Origin of the sequence: Nonomuraea sp. NPDC005983 (genome assembly GCF_040614375.1) — a bacterium.
GTDB lineage: Bacteria > Actinomycetota > Actinomycetes > Streptosporangiales > Streptosporangiaceae > Nonomuraea.
The window spans coordinates 35280-49894 of record NZ_JBEXUP010000005.1; the positions used below are offsets into that span (position 1 = coordinate 35280).

At 71.7% G+C, this 14615-nt stretch carries 12 protein-coding genes; 9 read left to right on the plus strand and 3 right to left on the minus strand.

Going from position 1 to position 14615, the window contains the following annotated elements; genetic code table 11:
- Window positions 1-18: 18 nt before the first annotated feature.
- Entirely contained in the window at window positions 19-390 is a 372-nt protein-coding gene (locus tag ABZ297_RS04280) for a BlaI/MecI/CopY family transcriptional regulator (RefSeq protein ID WP_355339148.1), read from the minus strand.
- Window positions 391-632: 242 nt separating this feature from the next.
- Here ABZ297_RS04280 and ABZ297_RS04285 point away from each other — a divergent pair, with 242 nt between their 5' ends.
- The 7 genes from ABZ297_RS04285 to ABZ297_RS04315 all read left to right on the plus strand — a co-directional run bounded on the left by ABZ297_RS04285 (window position 633) and on the right by ABZ297_RS04315 (window position 8709).
- Window positions 633-842: a heavy-metal-associated domain-containing protein gene (locus ABZ297_RS04285; protein ID WP_355339151.1), complete on the plus strand. Its 210-nt coding sequence runs from the start codon at window positions 633-635 to the stop codon at window positions 840-842.
- 142 nt (window positions 843-984) lie between these two features.
- Window positions 985-1476 carry a hypothetical protein gene (locus ABZ297_RS04290; RefSeq protein WP_355339154.1) on the plus strand — a complete coding sequence of 164 codons (492 nt, stop codon included), beginning with the start codon at window positions 985-987 and terminating at the stop codon, window positions 1474-1476.
- The gene (locus tag ABZ297_RS04295) at window positions 1476-2864 is read left to right on the plus strand and encodes a hypothetical protein (RefSeq protein ID WP_355339157.1); all 1389 of its coding nucleotides are present in this window, start codon (window positions 1476-1478) and stop codon (window positions 2862-2864) included. The genes ABZ297_RS04290 and ABZ297_RS04295 overlap by 1 nt, the downstream gene beginning before the upstream one ends.
- The gene (locus ABZ297_RS04300) at window positions 2861-4171 is read left to right on the plus strand and encodes a VWA domain-containing protein (protein WP_355339160.1); all 1311 of its coding nucleotides are present in this window, start codon (window positions 2861-2863) and stop codon (window positions 4169-4171) included. The genes ABZ297_RS04295 and ABZ297_RS04300 overlap by 4 nt, the downstream gene beginning before the upstream one ends.
- A 13-nt stretch (window positions 4172-4184) precedes the next feature.
- Complete coding sequence (locus ABZ297_RS04305) at window positions 4185-5300, plus strand: AAA family ATPase (RefSeq protein WP_355339163.1); 1116 nt, start codon at window positions 4185-4187, stop codon at window positions 5298-5300.
- A complete protein-coding gene (locus ABZ297_RS04310; RefSeq protein WP_355339166.1) occupies window positions 5297-8077 on the plus strand; it encodes a DUF5682 family protein in 2781 nt (926 codons plus the stop codon). Before ABZ297_RS04305 ends, ABZ297_RS04310 begins: the two co-directional genes overlap by 4 nt.
- Before the next feature lie 218 nt (window positions 8078-8295).
- Complete coding sequence (locus tag ABZ297_RS04315; protein WP_355339169.1) at window positions 8296-8709, plus strand: hypothetical protein; 414 nt, start codon at window positions 8296-8298, stop codon at window positions 8707-8709.
- Here the strand turns inward: ABZ297_RS04315 and ABZ297_RS04320 are convergent.
- On the minus strand, window positions 8642-10120 hold the full coding sequence (locus ABZ297_RS04320; RefSeq protein ID WP_355339171.1) for a glycosyltransferase 87 family protein: 1479 nt from the start codon (window positions 10118-10120) through the stop codon (window positions 8642-8644). The genes ABZ297_RS04315 and ABZ297_RS04320 overlap by 68 nt on opposite strands.
- 138 nt (window positions 10121-10258) lie before the next feature.
- Between ABZ297_RS04320 and ABZ297_RS04325 the strand changes: the two genes are divergently transcribed.
- Window positions 10259-11101, plus strand: a complete 843-nt coding sequence (locus ABZ297_RS04325) for a sulfotransferase (protein WP_355339174.1) — start codon at window positions 10259-10261, stop codon at window positions 11099-11101.
- Window positions 11098-12276, plus strand: coding sequence for a glycosyltransferase family 4 protein (locus ABZ297_RS04330; RefSeq protein ID WP_355339177.1), 1179 nt, complete (start codon window positions 11098-11100; stop codon window positions 12274-12276). Before ABZ297_RS04325 ends, ABZ297_RS04330 begins: the two co-directional genes overlap by 4 nt.
- A 34-nt stretch (window positions 12277-12310) precedes the next feature.
- Here the strand turns inward: ABZ297_RS04330 and ABZ297_RS04335 are convergent, their stop codons facing one another.
- Entirely contained in the window at window positions 12311-14602 is a 2292-nt protein-coding gene (locus ABZ297_RS04335) for a xanthine dehydrogenase family protein molybdopterin-binding subunit (RefSeq protein WP_355339180.1), read from the minus strand.
- Between the last annotated feature and the right edge of the window lie 13 nt (window positions 14603-14615).

Sequence of the window (14615 nt, forward strand, 5' to 3'; positions counted from 1 at the left end):
GGGGGGCGAGGGCGACCGTCAGGCGCTGCGACCGCCCGGCGGGTACACCCGGAGGGCGGATTCGAGCGCGGCGGCCTCCTCGGGGGTCAGCCGCTCCAGGAAGTGCACCAGCGTGGCCGCCTGGTTGCCGCCGCTCGCCAGCGTCTCGCGCATCAGCTGGGCGGTGTAGGACTCCTTGCTTCCCACCGACTCGTACACGTACGCCTTGCCGGCCGGTTGCCGCTTCAGCAGGCCCTTCTTGTAGAGCTTGTCCATCACGGTCATCACGGTGGTGTAGGCGATCTGGCGCTCCTTGCGCAGATCTTCCAGCACGTCCCTGACGGAGGCCGGCCGGTGGTAGGACCACATCCTGTCCATGATCGCCGATTCCAGGTCGCCCAACGTGCGCATCGTCCGCGTGCCTCCCGTCTGTGACCGACTTTCATGCTACTCGCGCTCGTAGGTGCCGGGCCAAGAAGCGGGACGTCCGAGCGAGGAGGGGGTCGTCGCCGACTACGGGGCCGCGTTGGGTGGCGGGCCGCCGGCGTGCCTCCATGAGATGCCGGCACACGAATACGGTGGGGGGGTATAGTGTTTCGAGGTGGCCCGCTCCCAAGGGGTCGCCCAGGCTCGTCTGTTAAGGAGAATCCGATATGACCACCAGCACCTACACCGTCAAGGGCATGACCTGCGGCCACTGCGTCAGCTCGGTCACCGAGGAGGTCGGCCAGGTTCCCGGTGTCGCCGGCGTCGAGGTCGACCTCGCGACCGGCCTGGTCACGGTGACCGGCGAGGGCGCCCTGGATGACGCCGCGATCGCGGCGGCCGTCGAGGAGGCGGGCTACGAGGTGGTCACCCCCTGATGAGCACTCCGGCGAAGGTGTAGCCCTGATCTTGAAAAGGCCACGATTCGGGATCACATGGGGTACATTGCCGGATCATGTATCGGCCGTTCGCGTTGATGCCACCAGCGTCCGCGAGCCGTGGGGCTGGAGGTCGAAAGGCGTGAACGCGGACACAGCCGCGTTGGAGCAGTGCAGCGTGGTACGGGTGGTCTCCCCCGTGCAGCCGCGCAAGCTGGCGAAGGTTCCCTTCGTCGAGCTTGCCGACGGGCGGTTGCAGGGCGTCGTGTCGAGCGGGTCGGACATCAGTCGTGTCTACGTCTCGTCGATCACCGCCGGAACCCACGGCTTCAACTGCAGCACCAACAACAACAGGCCGTGCGGCGGGCTGTACGGCTCGCCCTGCAAGCACCTGCAGGCGCTCGTGGACGAGGCCGTCGTCCAGTACGGCCTGGAGCGCGTGGCCCGCTACCTGCACGTGGAGGTGGAGGAGGGCGGAAACCTGGTGCGGAGCCTGGACGGGCAGCACGAGCCCACCCCGGCGGCCGTCGTGTTCAGCCGGTTCCTGCGCCACCTGGCCTATCTGGAGCTGCCCGACACAGCCGCCCCCCTGGCGGAGATGCACTGGTTCCCGGCCATGGGGGCGGTCCGTTGATGCTCGGCGTACAGCTCGCGGAACTGCTCGACGGCGCCCCGCCGGGAGTCGAGGACGCGCTTGACCTGGTGACGGGCTTCGACGACGCCCTCGCGAACGGGCTCGCCCGGCTCAGCGAGGAGCGGGCCGCCGCGCTGGCGGCGCTGGCCGGCTCGGTAGGGGCCACGCCGCTCGCCGCGCGGGTGGCCGAGGCGGCGGAGAAGGTCGCCGCCGGCTCGATCGCCGACGAGCACCTGACGGCGTTGGCCGGAGCGCGTACCGCCCTGTTCGGCGCGGTGCACGACGCCCTGCTCGCCCGTCTCGACGCCGCGCTCGGACGTTCCAGGGCCACCTGGGAGGAGCCGGGCCCGCTGGCGGCCGTGCCGGAGAACCTGCTCGTCGGCAGCAGGTCCTGGCTGACCGAGCTGGCCATCGCCGGATGGCGCGGCGTCGACCACGACCTGGTCTCCGCGTCCAGCCAGACGGTCGAGGCGCTGCTGGCCGAGCCGAGCCTGCGCCGGCTGGCGGTGCTGCTCGACGGCCTGGCGGCCGAGCTGCGGGCGTCGGCGCCGGTCGCGACCATGGACCGGCTGCCCGCCCGCCGTTGGGCGGACCTGTGGGCGCGCGCCCTGCTGCTGTCCCAGGCGGGCAGCTGGCCCGGCGAGGCCACCCACACGGTGTCGGGACGGCTGCTGATCCTCGGTGTGGACGTCCACGAGCACGCCACCGCGATGCAGGCGCAGGTCCACGCCATCCTGGAACCCGCGGGCGGCGAGCCGTCCCGGCTGGTGCGGACGAGCGTCGCCGCCACCAAGGTCGACACGGTCGTCGGCCCGTTCCTCTGGCAGCTGCTGCGCGGGGTCCCCGTCCTGCTGGGGGCGCTCGCGGAGCACCGCAGCCTGGACATCACCGACATGCCCCTGCTCGGCAGCGGCGACCTGGTGTGGCACGACGACCGGGCGACCGCGGGCGAGCCCGCCGACCCGTTCGCGACCGCCAGGGTCCAGCTCGCAGGGGCGTCGGCTCCCGCGGCACCGCCCCTGGAACGCCATCCGGTGCGCATCGCGGAGCCCGTCCTGCTGGAGGGCTACACGGTGACCGGCGACGAGTTCGTGCTCGACGGGAACGCGCTCGCCGTCGAGGTGGACCGCCTCCCGTCCTGCGGCCCGCTCACGCCGGAGCTGGTGGCGGCCTCCACGGCCTGCCTCGGGCTGCTGCGCTGGGACGCCGGCCGGTGGTCGGTACGGCCCCTCGCGGTGCAGGCCACGGTCAAGAAGAAGCCGGTCGTGGCGCACACCGGCGACTGGGCGCTCGGCCCCACCGACCAGAAGGTGCTCAAGGCGGGCGCGCGACTCGGTGACCCGGTGGCCGTGCTGCGCGAGCGAGCGGGACGGCTGCTGCGGAAATGAGCGACTCCCCGATCGGCGCCGACGAGAACCGGCGCCAGGTTCTCTACTGGCGCCTGCTGTCGCGGCTGTTCGAGGGCGACGAGCAGCCTTCGCTGGAGGCGTCCAGCGTGGCCGTCGTCGACGACCTCGGGCTGCCGCCCGCGCTGCTCGACCCGTCGGTGTCGGTGGACAACCTGGTCCAGCGCTTCCCCGACCTGGGCCCCGAGCTGCGCGACCTGATGGTCCCCAAGGAGGACGAGGACGAGGACCCGAGCGAGCGGGTCCGCCGGGCGGCCCTGGTGTCGAAGCTGCTGCTCAACGTCTTCTCGACCGGGACGGGCACCGTCACCGCCACCGACCTGGCGCGCTGGAAGCAGGACGCGGGCTGGTTCGAGCAGGCGCTCGGCTGCCGGCCCGGCCAGATCGGGTCCGAGCCGGGCATGGGCGAGGTGGCGGGCGTCCTGTCGGGCCTGGAGGGCGACCTCGTCAAGCGCATGCGCCTGCGCGAGGTGCTCGCCGACCCGGCGCTGGCCAGGCAGCTCACGCCGAGCATGTCGCTCATCGAGCAGCTGCTGCGCGACAAGTCCAACCTCTCGGGTGTCGCGCTGGCCAACGCCAAGGCGCTGATCCGCAAGTACGTGGACCAGGTCGCGGAGGTCCTGCGCACCCAGGTCGAGAAGACCACGGTGGGCGCCATCGACAGGTCGGTGCCGCCGAAGCGGGTGTACCGCAACCTCGACCTCGACCGCACGATCTGGAAGAACCTCACCAACTGGAGCCCCGAAGACCAGCGGCTCTACGTGGACAAGCTGTTCTACAAGCAGACCGCGCGCAAGACCACGCCACAGCGGCTCATCGTGGTGGTCGACCAGTCGGGCTCGATGGTGGACGCGATGGTGAACTGCACCATCCTGGCGTCGATCTTCGCGGGCCTGCCCAAGGTGGACGTCCACCTGGTCGCGTACGACACCCGCGCGCTCGACCTGACGCCCTGGGTGCACGACCCGTTCGAGGTGCTGCTGCGCACGACGCTCGGCGGCGGCACCCACGGCCCCGTCGCGATGGCCATGGCCCGGCCCAAGATCGCCGAACCGCGCAACACCGTCATGGTGTGGATCTCCGACTTCTACGACGACCGGTCGCTGATCACCGACTTCGAGTCGCTGCACAAGTCCGGGGTGAAGTTCATCCCGGTCGGCTCCGTGAACAGCTCCGGGCAGCAGAGCGTGGACCCGTGGTTCCGTCAGAAGCTCAAGGACCTGGGCACCCCCGTGCTGTCGGGCCACATCCGCAAACTCGTGTTCGAGCTCAAGAACTTCCTCACCTAGGAGAACCCCGAGAATGTCCGACGAGATGCTGCGTGCGCCCGCCGAGGTCAAGTACGCCGAAGAGCTCGACTGGCTGGAGTCGATCGACGAGGGCCCCAAGCCGTTCGCCTGGCGGCTCAGCCCTCGGATGGTGCGGCTGTTCGTGCTCGGCTCCGAGCGTTCCGACGGGCTCGACCGCGAGATCCCGCAGAAGTGGTTCGGCGACCGCAGCTTCGTCGAGCGCAGCATCGTCACCCTGGCCTCGGACCGGGGCCTGCTGCTGATCGGCGACCCGGGCACCGGCAAGAGCTGGCTCGCCGAGCTGCTCGCCGCCGCCATCTGCCGCAACTCGACGCTGGTCGTCCAGGGCACCGCGGGCACCACCGAGGACCACATCAAGTACTCGTGGAACGTCTCCATGGTGATCGCCAAGGGGCAGTCGCGCGAGTCGATGATCCCCTCGCCGATCATGACGGCGATGGAGAAGGGCGTGATCGGCCGCTTCGAGGAGCTGACCCGCTCGACCAGCGACGTGCAGGACGCGCTGATCTCCATCCTGTCCGAGAAGTACGTGTCCATCCCCGAACTGGACGACGACAACATCGTCTTCGCCCAGCCCGGGTTCTCGATCATCGCCACGGCCAACAGCCGTGACCGCGGCGTCAACGACCTCTCTTCGGCGCTGAAGCGGCGGTTCAACTTCGTCCGTATCCCGGTGGTGACGAACAAGAAGAGCGAGGCGGAGATCGTCCGGTTCCGTACCACGGAGCTGCTGCGCAGGCACCAGATCGAGCTGGACCTGCCGCCCACGCTGCTCGACATCCTGCTGCAGAGCTTCGCCGACCTGCGCGCCGCCGCCGCGTCGGCCACCAGCGACGACGACAAGCTGGAGTCCGCGCTGTCCACGGCGGAGCAGATCGGCGTGCTGGAGGACGCGATCCTGCACAGCCAGTTCTTCGGCGACCGGACCCTGAGCGCCGAGACGCTCGGCAGCTCGCTCGTGGGCTCGCTCGCTCGCCGCAGCCCCGAGGACCTGGCCATCCTGAACAAGTACTGGCACGGTGTGGTCGAGCCGCGCAGCAAGAAGGACGGCGGCGCGTGGCAGGACTTCCTCGAGGGTGGCCGCCAGGCGATCGCCACGCTGTCATGAGCCCGTTCGGCGCCCTCCGCGAGCAGCTCCTCGACGCCGCAGCCGCCTTCGCCGACAACCCCGACGCGCTGTCCGGCATCCTGTCTGGCCTGGTGGACGACGTCGACCGGGCGCTGCGGGAGGAGATGGAGATCTTCCCGGTCTGCCACCACTCGCCGGCGTCCGCGCTGGCCATGGTGCGCAGGCTGCGGGAGAAGCAGCCCAAGGTCATCTACCTGGAGCTGTGCGAGGACCTGCAGCCCCTGCTGACCGAGCTGCGCAACTGCCGCCTGCCCGTGGCGTTGCAGGCGTTCGCGAGCGACCTCGACGGCTTCCCGTCGGGGTCCGGGCCGCTCAGCGTGGTGGCGCCGATCACCGAGGCGTCGGCCGAGTACCAGGCCATCGCCTACGCCCTCGACCGGCCGGACGTCGAGCTGGTGCTGGTGGACCGCTCGGCCGACCACGTCTTCCAGTGGTTGCCGCAGGAGCCGTCCGAGCAGGGGAAGTCCGAGCAGGGGGAGCCGGAGGAGGAGCAGCGCGAGGACGCCGCCCTGCACGGCGACTCCGTGGGCGTCGAGATCGGCGACCTGCGGCCCCGCTTCGCCGAGCTGGAAGAGCACCTGCTGCACCACGGCAAGGTCAGGCACTGGTCCGAATGGTGGGACCAGTACGTGGAGCAGCCGCTCGCCGGTGCGGACTACGAGACGTACCGGCAGGTCATGGTGCTGATCGGCAGCCTGTTCAGGCGGCTGCGTCCCGACGGCGCCCAGCTCGACAGGGACGAGGACCGCGAGCGCTACATGTGGACCCGGATGCGCGAGCACCTCGCCGCGTCCGGCGCGGACCCGTCGCAGTGCCTGTACGTGTGCGGCGCGTTCCACGCGGCCAGCCGCGTCGAGCAGTTCGGGCTGGCCTCCGAGGCCCCCTTCGAGATCACCCCCCGGACGGGCACGCGCTGGCTGTACGGGCTCATCCCGTCCAGCCAGTCGGCGATCGAGGCCCAGTTCGGGCTGGCGTCCGGCTCGGTGTCGATCGCCGCGGCCACCTGGACGAAGGCGCTGTCGCGCAGCCGCGTCAAGCCCTTCGAGCTCGCCGGCCAGAAGAAGTCCGCCAAGCCCGCGCGGCTGCCCGCGCCCGTCCCGCAGGCCGAGGTCACCGACAAGCTGACCGGCTTCCTGTCGAACCCGCCCGCGCTGGACGCCCTCGACGAGGCCGAGCTGCTCGGCTGGTGCGTCGACATCGTCAGGCTGGCCCGCAAGAACGGCTACCTGTCCTCCACAGCCGACGCCATCGCCGTGTTCGAGACGTCCATCCTGCTCGCGGGGGTGCGCGGCCGGGCCCGTCCGACGCCGTACGACTTCCAGGACGCCGCCGTCACGTGCATCGAGAAGGACGTCGTCCCGGGACGCCGTGACGTGCGCCGCCTGTGCGAGATCCTCCTCGGCGGCGACCGGATCGGCCAGGTCGGCTACGACGCCATGCCGCCGCTGGCCCGCGACGTCTACGACCGGCTGGAGCCGCTGGGGCTCGACCTGCAGAAGCGGACCCTCCAGCGGGCCCTGATCGACCTGCAGGCCAACCCGGACCTGGTGCCCTGCTCGCAGCTGCTGTGGATGCTGCGCTTCCTGCTGCCGGACGGCACCGTCCGACCCATCATGGGCTCGCGCAGCCTGGGGGAGCGGGCCATCCAGGAGAGCTGGGACCTGTGGCTCGGCCGCGACCAGCGGGCGCTCATCGAGCTCGGCTACGAGGGCGTCACCATCGAACAGGTGCTGGAGCAGCGCCTGCGCAAGATCGTGTGGGACCCCAAGGCCACCGCGTCGGTGGCGCTCGGCGCGGTCGAGGACGCCATCCTCTACCTGGGCAGCCGCCGCTTCACCGACGAGCTCGGCGCGCGGGCCGTGGACCTGCTGGCAGCCGAGCGCACCGTGGACGACGCGCCCGAGGTGCTGCGCCGCATCCGCCGGCTGCTGGCCCACTACCGCGCCACCGAGCCGGTGCTGCCCGCGTGGTGCGAGGCGTTCGTCAAGGAGGGGTACGCGCACTACTGCACCCTGCTGCCGACCGCCTTCCTGGACGAGGAGACGGGCGTCCGCCAGGTGGGCGCGATGCTCGGGTTCCTGTTCAGCATGGAGAGCCTGGCGCTGTCGCTCGGCTGCGACCGCGCCCAGCTCGAGATCGCCGTGCAGCAGTCGCACCCGGAGGCGCCCGCCAAGGTCGCGCTGCTGTGGGGCGCCCAGTCGCAGCTCGGGCTCGTGTCGAAGGCGGACCTGCGGGCGCGGTGCGAGGAACTGCTGGACAACCCGCTCGTCGTCCCGTCGTTCCCTCTCTACATCACCGGGTTCGTGCAGTCGCTCGAGTCGGTTCCGTCGCTGACGCCCTTCGTGGTGGAGGTGCTGTCGAAGGCGTTCGCCCGGCTGCCCGACAACGTGCTGCTCCCGTGGCTGCCCAAGCTGATCACGATGCTGCGGAAGGACGCGGCGGAGCTGGTGCCGGTGCTCGTCCGCGAGGCCGGCCGTACCTTCCCGGCCGGCCTGGCGGCGGTGGACGCGTGGGTGCCGCCGTGGGCGGGCCGGGCCGCGCAGCCGTCCGCGCCGGCTCTCGCCTTGTCGGGCCCGGTGGCGGAACTCCTGGCGGGCCACCCGGCGACCCTGGACGCCGTGGCGACGCTGCTGGGCTGTGAGGGCGAGTGGCAGCAACCCTCGTCGCCACCTGGCAGCGGCCCGGCGGCGGACCTCCTGACCCGCCACCCGGACACCGCCGACGCGGTCGCGACCCTGCTGCTGTCCGGGGCCTAGAACCACGCGTCCCAGCGAGGACCGTGCCGCCGGGGTGACGGCACGGTCCTCGCTGGACTCACCCGGACAATGCCGTTAAATCTGAGTATTCACTGCTTATCGGCTATATCAGGATGTCCTACTGGACATCCCAAAGCGTGTGAATGATTGCGCAATGCGGTGTTTATCCACCTTGGATTCGCCTCAGACTCCCTGCAAGGCATTAGGGGAGGCTAGCGATGACCTATGAAACGCCGCACGGGGCCCGGCACGTAACGGGCTGGGTCGGTTGGGTGTGGTTCGCCGGGCTCATGATGATCATGAGTGGTGTCTTCAACGCCATCACCGGCCTCTACGGGATCTTCAACAACCACATGTACGTCACCGGAGCCGGGGAGCTGATGATCCTCAGCCTCACCGGGTGGGGCTGGGTGCACCTGATCTTCGGCATCCTGCTCGTGATCGCGGGCGTGGCGCTGACCGCCGGGCAGCTCTGGGCGCGCATCGTGGCGATCGTGCTGGCCGCGATCAACGCCATGACCCAGCTCCTGTGGATCGACGTCAACCCATGGTGGTCGCTGGCGGTCATCGCGGTGGACGTACTCGTCCTGTACGCCCTGATCGTCCACGGGCGAGAGGCTGCGGCGCTGTAGCGGCCGATCCGGGCCGGTACGCGTCGGGGCGCCCGGCCCGGTGGCGCAGCCACGCTCCGATGACCACCGCTGCTGCCGCGCCCGCGTAGGCGAGCGTGCCCGCGCCGCTCAGGTACGAGGCCGCGCCCGCCGCGGCGACGCCCAGCCACTCCCACCGGCCGTCGAGCGCGACGATGGCGACGAGCAGCAGCGCGTACCACGAGTAGCCGGGGGTGAGCAGCAGGAACGCCAGGCCGGTGAGCAGCAGGGCGCCGCGCCACGGCCGGTCCGCGTCCCCGTGCCGCAGGACGTGGAGCAGCGCCGCCCCCAGGACGGCGAGGGTGGCCGGCAGCGCCCACGAATCGGGCAGCAGCAGGCGCAGCAGCGCGTAGCGGCTGTTGCCGCCCGCGTCGTCGTACCCCTCCTCCGCCACGTACCCGGACAGGTACCCCAGCACGGACGCGTGCGAAGCGAGCACGTACGGCAGGTAGGCCAAGGCCACGAGCAGCCCAGCCGACGCCGCCACAGCGAACGCCCGCCGCGACTCCCCCGGCCGGGCGGGCGCAGGCGTCTGCGTCGACGTCCCTGATCGCGAGGGCGCCGCGCGTTCTGCGCGTGCCAGCGCGCCCGACAACAGTCCTGGCAGGGCGACGGCCGGTAGCAGTTTGGTGGCGATCGCCGCGCCCAGCAGCGCGCCCCGGTAGCGGGTGGTGCCGAGCGCGAGCACCACGAAGAGCGCGCCGAGGACGTCCACGTGGGCGTTGTTCACGGCCTCCATGGGCACGGCCGGGCACCAGGCCCAGCACGCGGCCTGCCAGGCGTTGCCGCGCAGCGCGAACAGCAGCGCGCCGGTGGTCGCCAGCGCCAGCAGCGCGCCCCCCACCTGGAGCGGCTTGTGCCGCGCACCGTCGGGCGAGAGGTGGTGGACCGCGAGGAAGTACACCTCCGCCAGCGGCGGGTAGATCGTGTGCACGGTCGGCCGGTTGATCCTCGTGCAGCCGCCGTCGGGCAGCAGGTAGAGGCGGCCCTGCGCGCAGCCGGGGAAGAGCCAGGCGTCGCGCAGCGGGGCCAGGGCAGGGTCCGAGGGGGCGTGGTCATAGGGGGAGAGGCCGGCGGACTGTACCCGTCCGTCCCACGCGTAGCGGTAGGAGTCGGTGCTGGTGCTCGGCGGGGCGAGCAGCCCCGTGGCGGCCAGCGCGATGCCACCCGCGACGACCAGCCCCGCGACGTGCCGCGCGGCCACCCGGCGCAGCGTCACGACGGCCACCGCGAACAGCGCCCACGCGGCGGCGTACCACCAGCGCACGCCGGTGACCACGGCGATCGCGAGCACGACCGCCTGCGCGGCGAGCACGAGCGCCACCATCGGTGCCGCAACCCGGGCGGCGCGCGAGGGCGGCAGGTCGGCGACGCTCGTGGTGGTGCGGTTCATCCGTCCAGCGTGGCACCGGACAGGCCGGATATCCCGGTGCCGTTCGCACTCCGTAAGAAGTGCCGGCAGGGGCGCTGCCAGGAAGGCTGGACGGTCCTGCCAGGGAATGCCCAGGAACGCTGGGTACTCTGCCGGAGCATGACATGGCAGCGCACCCTCAACAGAGCGCTGGCCAGGTACACGAAGTACCAGGTCAAACCGGTAGGAAAAGCAGAGGCGACGGAAGAGGTTCCGTTCCGGCCGCCCGTCGAGCCGGCGATCGACCGGCTGCTGACGGCGCCGGTGTTCCTGATGTCGCCGGTGCGGTCGGGGTCCACCCTGCTGCGGGCGATGCTGAACGCGCATCCCGACCTGCACGCCCCGCATGAGCTGCACGTCCGCCGGCTGACCGTGGGATTCGGGACCTCGCTGGCCGAGAAGGCGATGGCGGAGCTGGGCCACACCAGGTCCGACCTGGAGCACCTGCTGTGGGACCGGGTGCTCCACCGCGAGCTGGTCCGCAGCGGCAAGCGGTTCGTCGTGGACAAGACCCCGGCCAACGCGTTCGCCCACGAGCGGATCGCCGCCTGCTGGCCGGATGCCCGCTTCGTCTTCCTGCTCCGTCACCCGGCCTCGATCGCCGCGTCGTGGGCCGAGGCCAGCCCCGACAGGCGCACTCCGGAGGAGGCCGCGGTCGACGCGCTGCGCTACATGAAGGCCGTGCAGCGCGCGAGGAAGGCGCTGCCCGGACTGACCGTCCGCTACGAGGACCTCACCGCCGGCCCCGAGCAGGTCACGCGCGAGATCTGCGCGTTCGTCGGCGTGCCCTGGGCGGCCGAGATGCTGACGTACGGCGAGCCGGACGTGGTGCGCAAGGGCCTCGGCGACTGGACGGAGAAGATCCGCTCGGGACGCGTGCAACCAGGACGCGAGCTGCCGGACCCGGACCTGGTCCCCGAGACGCTGAAACCGATGTGCCGGGCGTGGGGGTACCTGGAATGATCATCCGCTATCTGCTGCTGCACGCGTACGGTATGGGCGGCACCATCCGCACGGTCGTCAACCAGGCCAACGCGATGGCGGGGGCCGGTCACCGGGTGGAGATCGTCAGCGTGGTCCGGCGGCGGGACGAGCCGCAGTTCGGCATCGACCCGCGGGTGCGCCTGAGCACGCTGGTGGACCAGCGCGACAGCGTCAAGGCCGACTCGCTGGCCCGCAAGGTGTGGCGCAGGGCCCGAGGCAAGATCGTCCCGTACGGGGAGTTCGCCGCCGGGTACTTCACGGAGCGGGTGGAGCGGGCCGTGATGGACTACGTCTCCTCGCTGCGGGACGGCATCCTGGTCACGACCCGCCCGGCGCTGAACCTGATCTCCGCGCGCCGCGCCGGCCGGGGAGTCGTCCGGGTGGCGCAGGAGCACATGAACCTGGCGGCCTACCCCGACACCATCAGGAGCGAGATCGCCCGGCACTACGGACGCTTCAACGCCGTCGTGGTGCTGACGGAGACGAACCGGGCCGAGTACCGGCAGCTCGTGCCGCACACGCCGGTCGTGCGGATCCCGAACGCGGTCCGCGTGTCGAACCGGCAGCCGTCCCTCCAGGAGAAGCCGGTCGTCGTCGCGGTGGGCAGGCTGGTTCCGCAGAAGGGGTTCGACCTGCTCATCCCGGCCTTCGCGCAGGCCGTGCGCGGGCATCCCGAGTGGAGCCTGCGCATCCTCGGCTCGGGCCCGGCGGGCGACCGGCTGCGCGGGCTGGTCACCCAGCACGGCCTCGGCGGGCGCGTCCACCTGCCGGGACGCACCGACCAGATCGACAAGGAGCTGGCCGAGGCGTCGGTCTACGCGCTCAGCTCCCGCTTCGAGGGGCTGCCGATGGCGATGATCGAGGCGATGAGCCACGCGCTGCCGGTCGTCGCCTTCGACTGCCCGACGGGCCCCGCGGACGTCCTCACCCACGGCACCGACGGCCTGCTCGTGCCGCCGAGGGACGTCGACGGCCTGGCCGCCGCCCTGGACCGGCTCATGGGCGACCGGCGGTTGCGGCTCCGGATGGGCGCCGCGGCCGCGGAGACGGCCCACGACTACGTCCCCGAGATCGTGATGCCGCTCTGGGAGGACCTGTTCGCCGACCTGCTGAGCGGGGAGAACGTCTCCGACAGCTACTGGACGGCCCGCTGAGCTGTCAGGCCGGAAGCTGTCAGGCCGGGAGCTTTCAGGCTGGGCGGTCGCGAAGGCAGGTCCACAGGAGAGACGGCGTCAGCGGGGTGCCGGCGATCCGGTCGGCGATCTCCGGCAGGGCGGCGGCGACGGCGTTGCCGATGGCGGCGGGCGGCCCGATCGTCCCGGCCTCGCCCGCGCCCTTCATGCCTCCCGGCGTGATCGGTGACGGCGTCTGCATCAGCATCACCTGGATGTCGGGCACCTCGCGGGTCGTCGGCAGCAGGTACTCGACGATCGGCTGCCCGTCGTCGGTGTAGACGATCTCCTCGGTCAGTGCCATCCCGATCCCCTGCGCGATCGCGCCGCGGAGCTGGCCCTCCACGATCGCGGGGTTCACCAGCACCCCCGAGTCGCTGACGGCCCAGTACCCCTCGACCTCGACGGCCCCGGTCTCCGGATCGACGGCGACGGCCGCGGCGTGCGCGCCGTAGGAGTAGGTGTAGGCCGTCGGGTCGTAGGAGACGCGTTCCTCCAGCCCCGGCGGGACACCCTCGGGCAGGTCCCAGCCGCGCCACGCCGACGTGGCGATGTCGCGCAGCGTCCTGGCCGACTGCGGGTCGCCCTTCACGCGGACGGCAGAGCCGACGATCTCCAGGTCGTCCGGCGCGGCCTCCAGCTGGTGGGCGGCGATGGCCACGATCCTGTCGCGCAGCCGCGCCGCGGCCTGGGTGAGCGCGCCGCCGCCGACCGCGAGCGAGCGGCTGGCGATGGACCCGATCGACGAGTACGGCGCGACGGCCGTGTCGCCCAGCACCACCCGTATCTGGTCGAGCGGCACCCCCACCCGGTCCGCGGCGATCTGCGCGAGGGCCGTCTCGATGCCCTGCCCCATGACGGCCACCCCGGACGACACCACGAGCGAGGCGTCGGGCTCCATCCGCAGCACCGCGGTCTCGAAGCCGCCCGCCTGGATCCCGGCCGCCTTCATCTCCATCGACGCGCCCATCCCGGTGGCCTCCACGTGGCAGGAGAACCCGACCCCGCGCCTGCGGCCGTCGCCGTCGGCTGCGGAGGCTGTGACCAGGTCGCGCAGGGTCCGCAGGGCCCGCGGGTAGTCGCCGGAGTCGTACGGCTGCCAGGTCCGCGTCGAACAGGGCAGTTCGTCGGGGCCGTACATGTTGCGCAGCCGCAGCTCGACCGGGTCGAGCCCGAGCCGCCGGGCCGCCTCGTCGATCAGCCGCTCCCTCGTCCAGGTGGCTTCCGGCTGGCCGAAGCCGCGGTAGGAGCCGGTCGGCGTGGTCGTGGTGACGACGCCGCGCACCCGTGCCCCTGCCCGGTCGAACCGGTACGGGCCCGGCAGCATCATGGCGGTCACGATGAACGGCGACATGCCCACGTTGGACGGGCGCGCGCCGAGATCGGCCAGGATGTCGGCGTGCAACGCCAGGAACCGCCCGTCGGCGTCGAGCGCGAGCCTGGCACGGTGGACGGCGGCCCGCGCGGGCAGCGTGGCGAACAGGCGATCGCCTGGCGACTCCGTCCAGCTCACCGGGCGGCCCAGGCGGATCGCGGCCAGGCAGGCGAGCAACTCGTCCGGGTACAGGTGCTCCTTGCCGCCGAACCCGCCGCCCGCGTCGCCCCCGATGACCCGCACCCGGTCGTGCGGCAGGCCGAGCGCGTCGGCGGCGTGGTCGCGGACGTGGTGCGGCGCCTGCGTGGAGATCCGGACCGTCAGCTCGCCGTCGAACCAGGACGCGACGACGCCGCGCGGTTCGATCGGGTACGGCGAGGCCCTGCCGAAACTGGACGTCAGCTCGACGACCTGCGCCGCCTCGGCGATCACCTGGTCGCAGTCGGCGTCGCCGAGGACGAAGTCGGTGACCAGGTTGGTGCCCCAGTCGGGGTGCAGCACGTGACCGTCGAGCGCCTGTTCCACCCCGATGACGGCGGTGAGCTCGTCGAACTCCAGGTCGAGCAGGTCGGCCGCGTCCCTGGCGGCTTCCGGGGTGGTGGCGACCACGACGGCCACCGGCTGGCCGACGTACCTGACCGTCTCCTCCAGCACCGGATAGGACGTCTCCTGCTGCCCCGGCGCCAGCATGACGCACGGCAGCCGGATCGCGGCCGCGTCGCTCACCGTGATGACGTCGAGCACGCCCTCGGCCGCCCGCGCGGCCTTGGTGTCGCAGCCCGTGAGCCGCCCGTGGGCGACAGGGCTGCGGACCACGACCGCGTGCGCCATGCCGGGGAGCCGGATGTTGCCGACGTATCGCCCCTGCCCGGCCAGCAGCCGGGCGTCTTCGCGGCGGGGTGTCCTGGAGCCCACGTGCCTCGCGTCGCTCATGGGCTCATTGTGT

Coding starts and splice junctions, on each gene's coding strand:
- ABZ297_RS04280 (WP_355339148.1), bottom strand. CDS start 390: ATGCGCACGTTGGGCGACCTGGAATCGGCGATCATGGACAGGATGTGG.
- ABZ297_RS04285 (WP_355339151.1), top strand. CDS start 633: ATGACCACCAGCACCTACACCGTCAAGGGCATGACCTGCGGCCACTGC.
- ABZ297_RS04295 (WP_355339157.1), top strand. CDS start 1,476: ATGCTCGGCGTACAGCTCGCGGAACTGCTCGACGGCGCCCCGCCGGGA.
- ABZ297_RS04300 (WP_355339160.1), top strand. CDS start 2,861: ATGAGCGACTCCCCGATCGGCGCCGACGAGAACCGGCGCCAGGTTCTC.
- ABZ297_RS04305 (WP_355339163.1), top strand. CDS start 4,185: ATGTCCGACGAGATGCTGCGTGCGCCCGCCGAGGTCAAGTACGCCGAA.
- ABZ297_RS04310 (WP_355339166.1), top strand. CDS start 5,297: ATGAGCCCGTTCGGCGCCCTCCGCGAGCAGCTCCTCGACGCCGCAGCC.
- ABZ297_RS04315 (WP_355339169.1), top strand. CDS start 8,296: ATGACCTATGAAACGCCGCACGGGGCCCGGCACGTAACGGGCTGGGTC.
- ABZ297_RS04320 (WP_355339171.1), bottom strand. CDS start 10,120: ATGAACCGCACCACCACGAGCGTCGCCGACCTGCCGCCCTCGCGCGCC.
- ABZ297_RS04325 (WP_355339174.1), top strand. CDS start 10,259: ATGACATGGCAGCGCACCCTCAACAGAGCGCTGGCCAGGTACACGAAG.
- ABZ297_RS04330 (WP_355339177.1), top strand. CDS start 11,098: ATGATCATCCGCTATCTGCTGCTGCACGCGTACGGTATGGGCGGCACC.
- ABZ297_RS04335 (WP_355339180.1), bottom strand. CDS start 14,602: ATGAGCGACGCGAGGCACGTGGGCTCCAGGACACCCCGCCGCGAAGAC.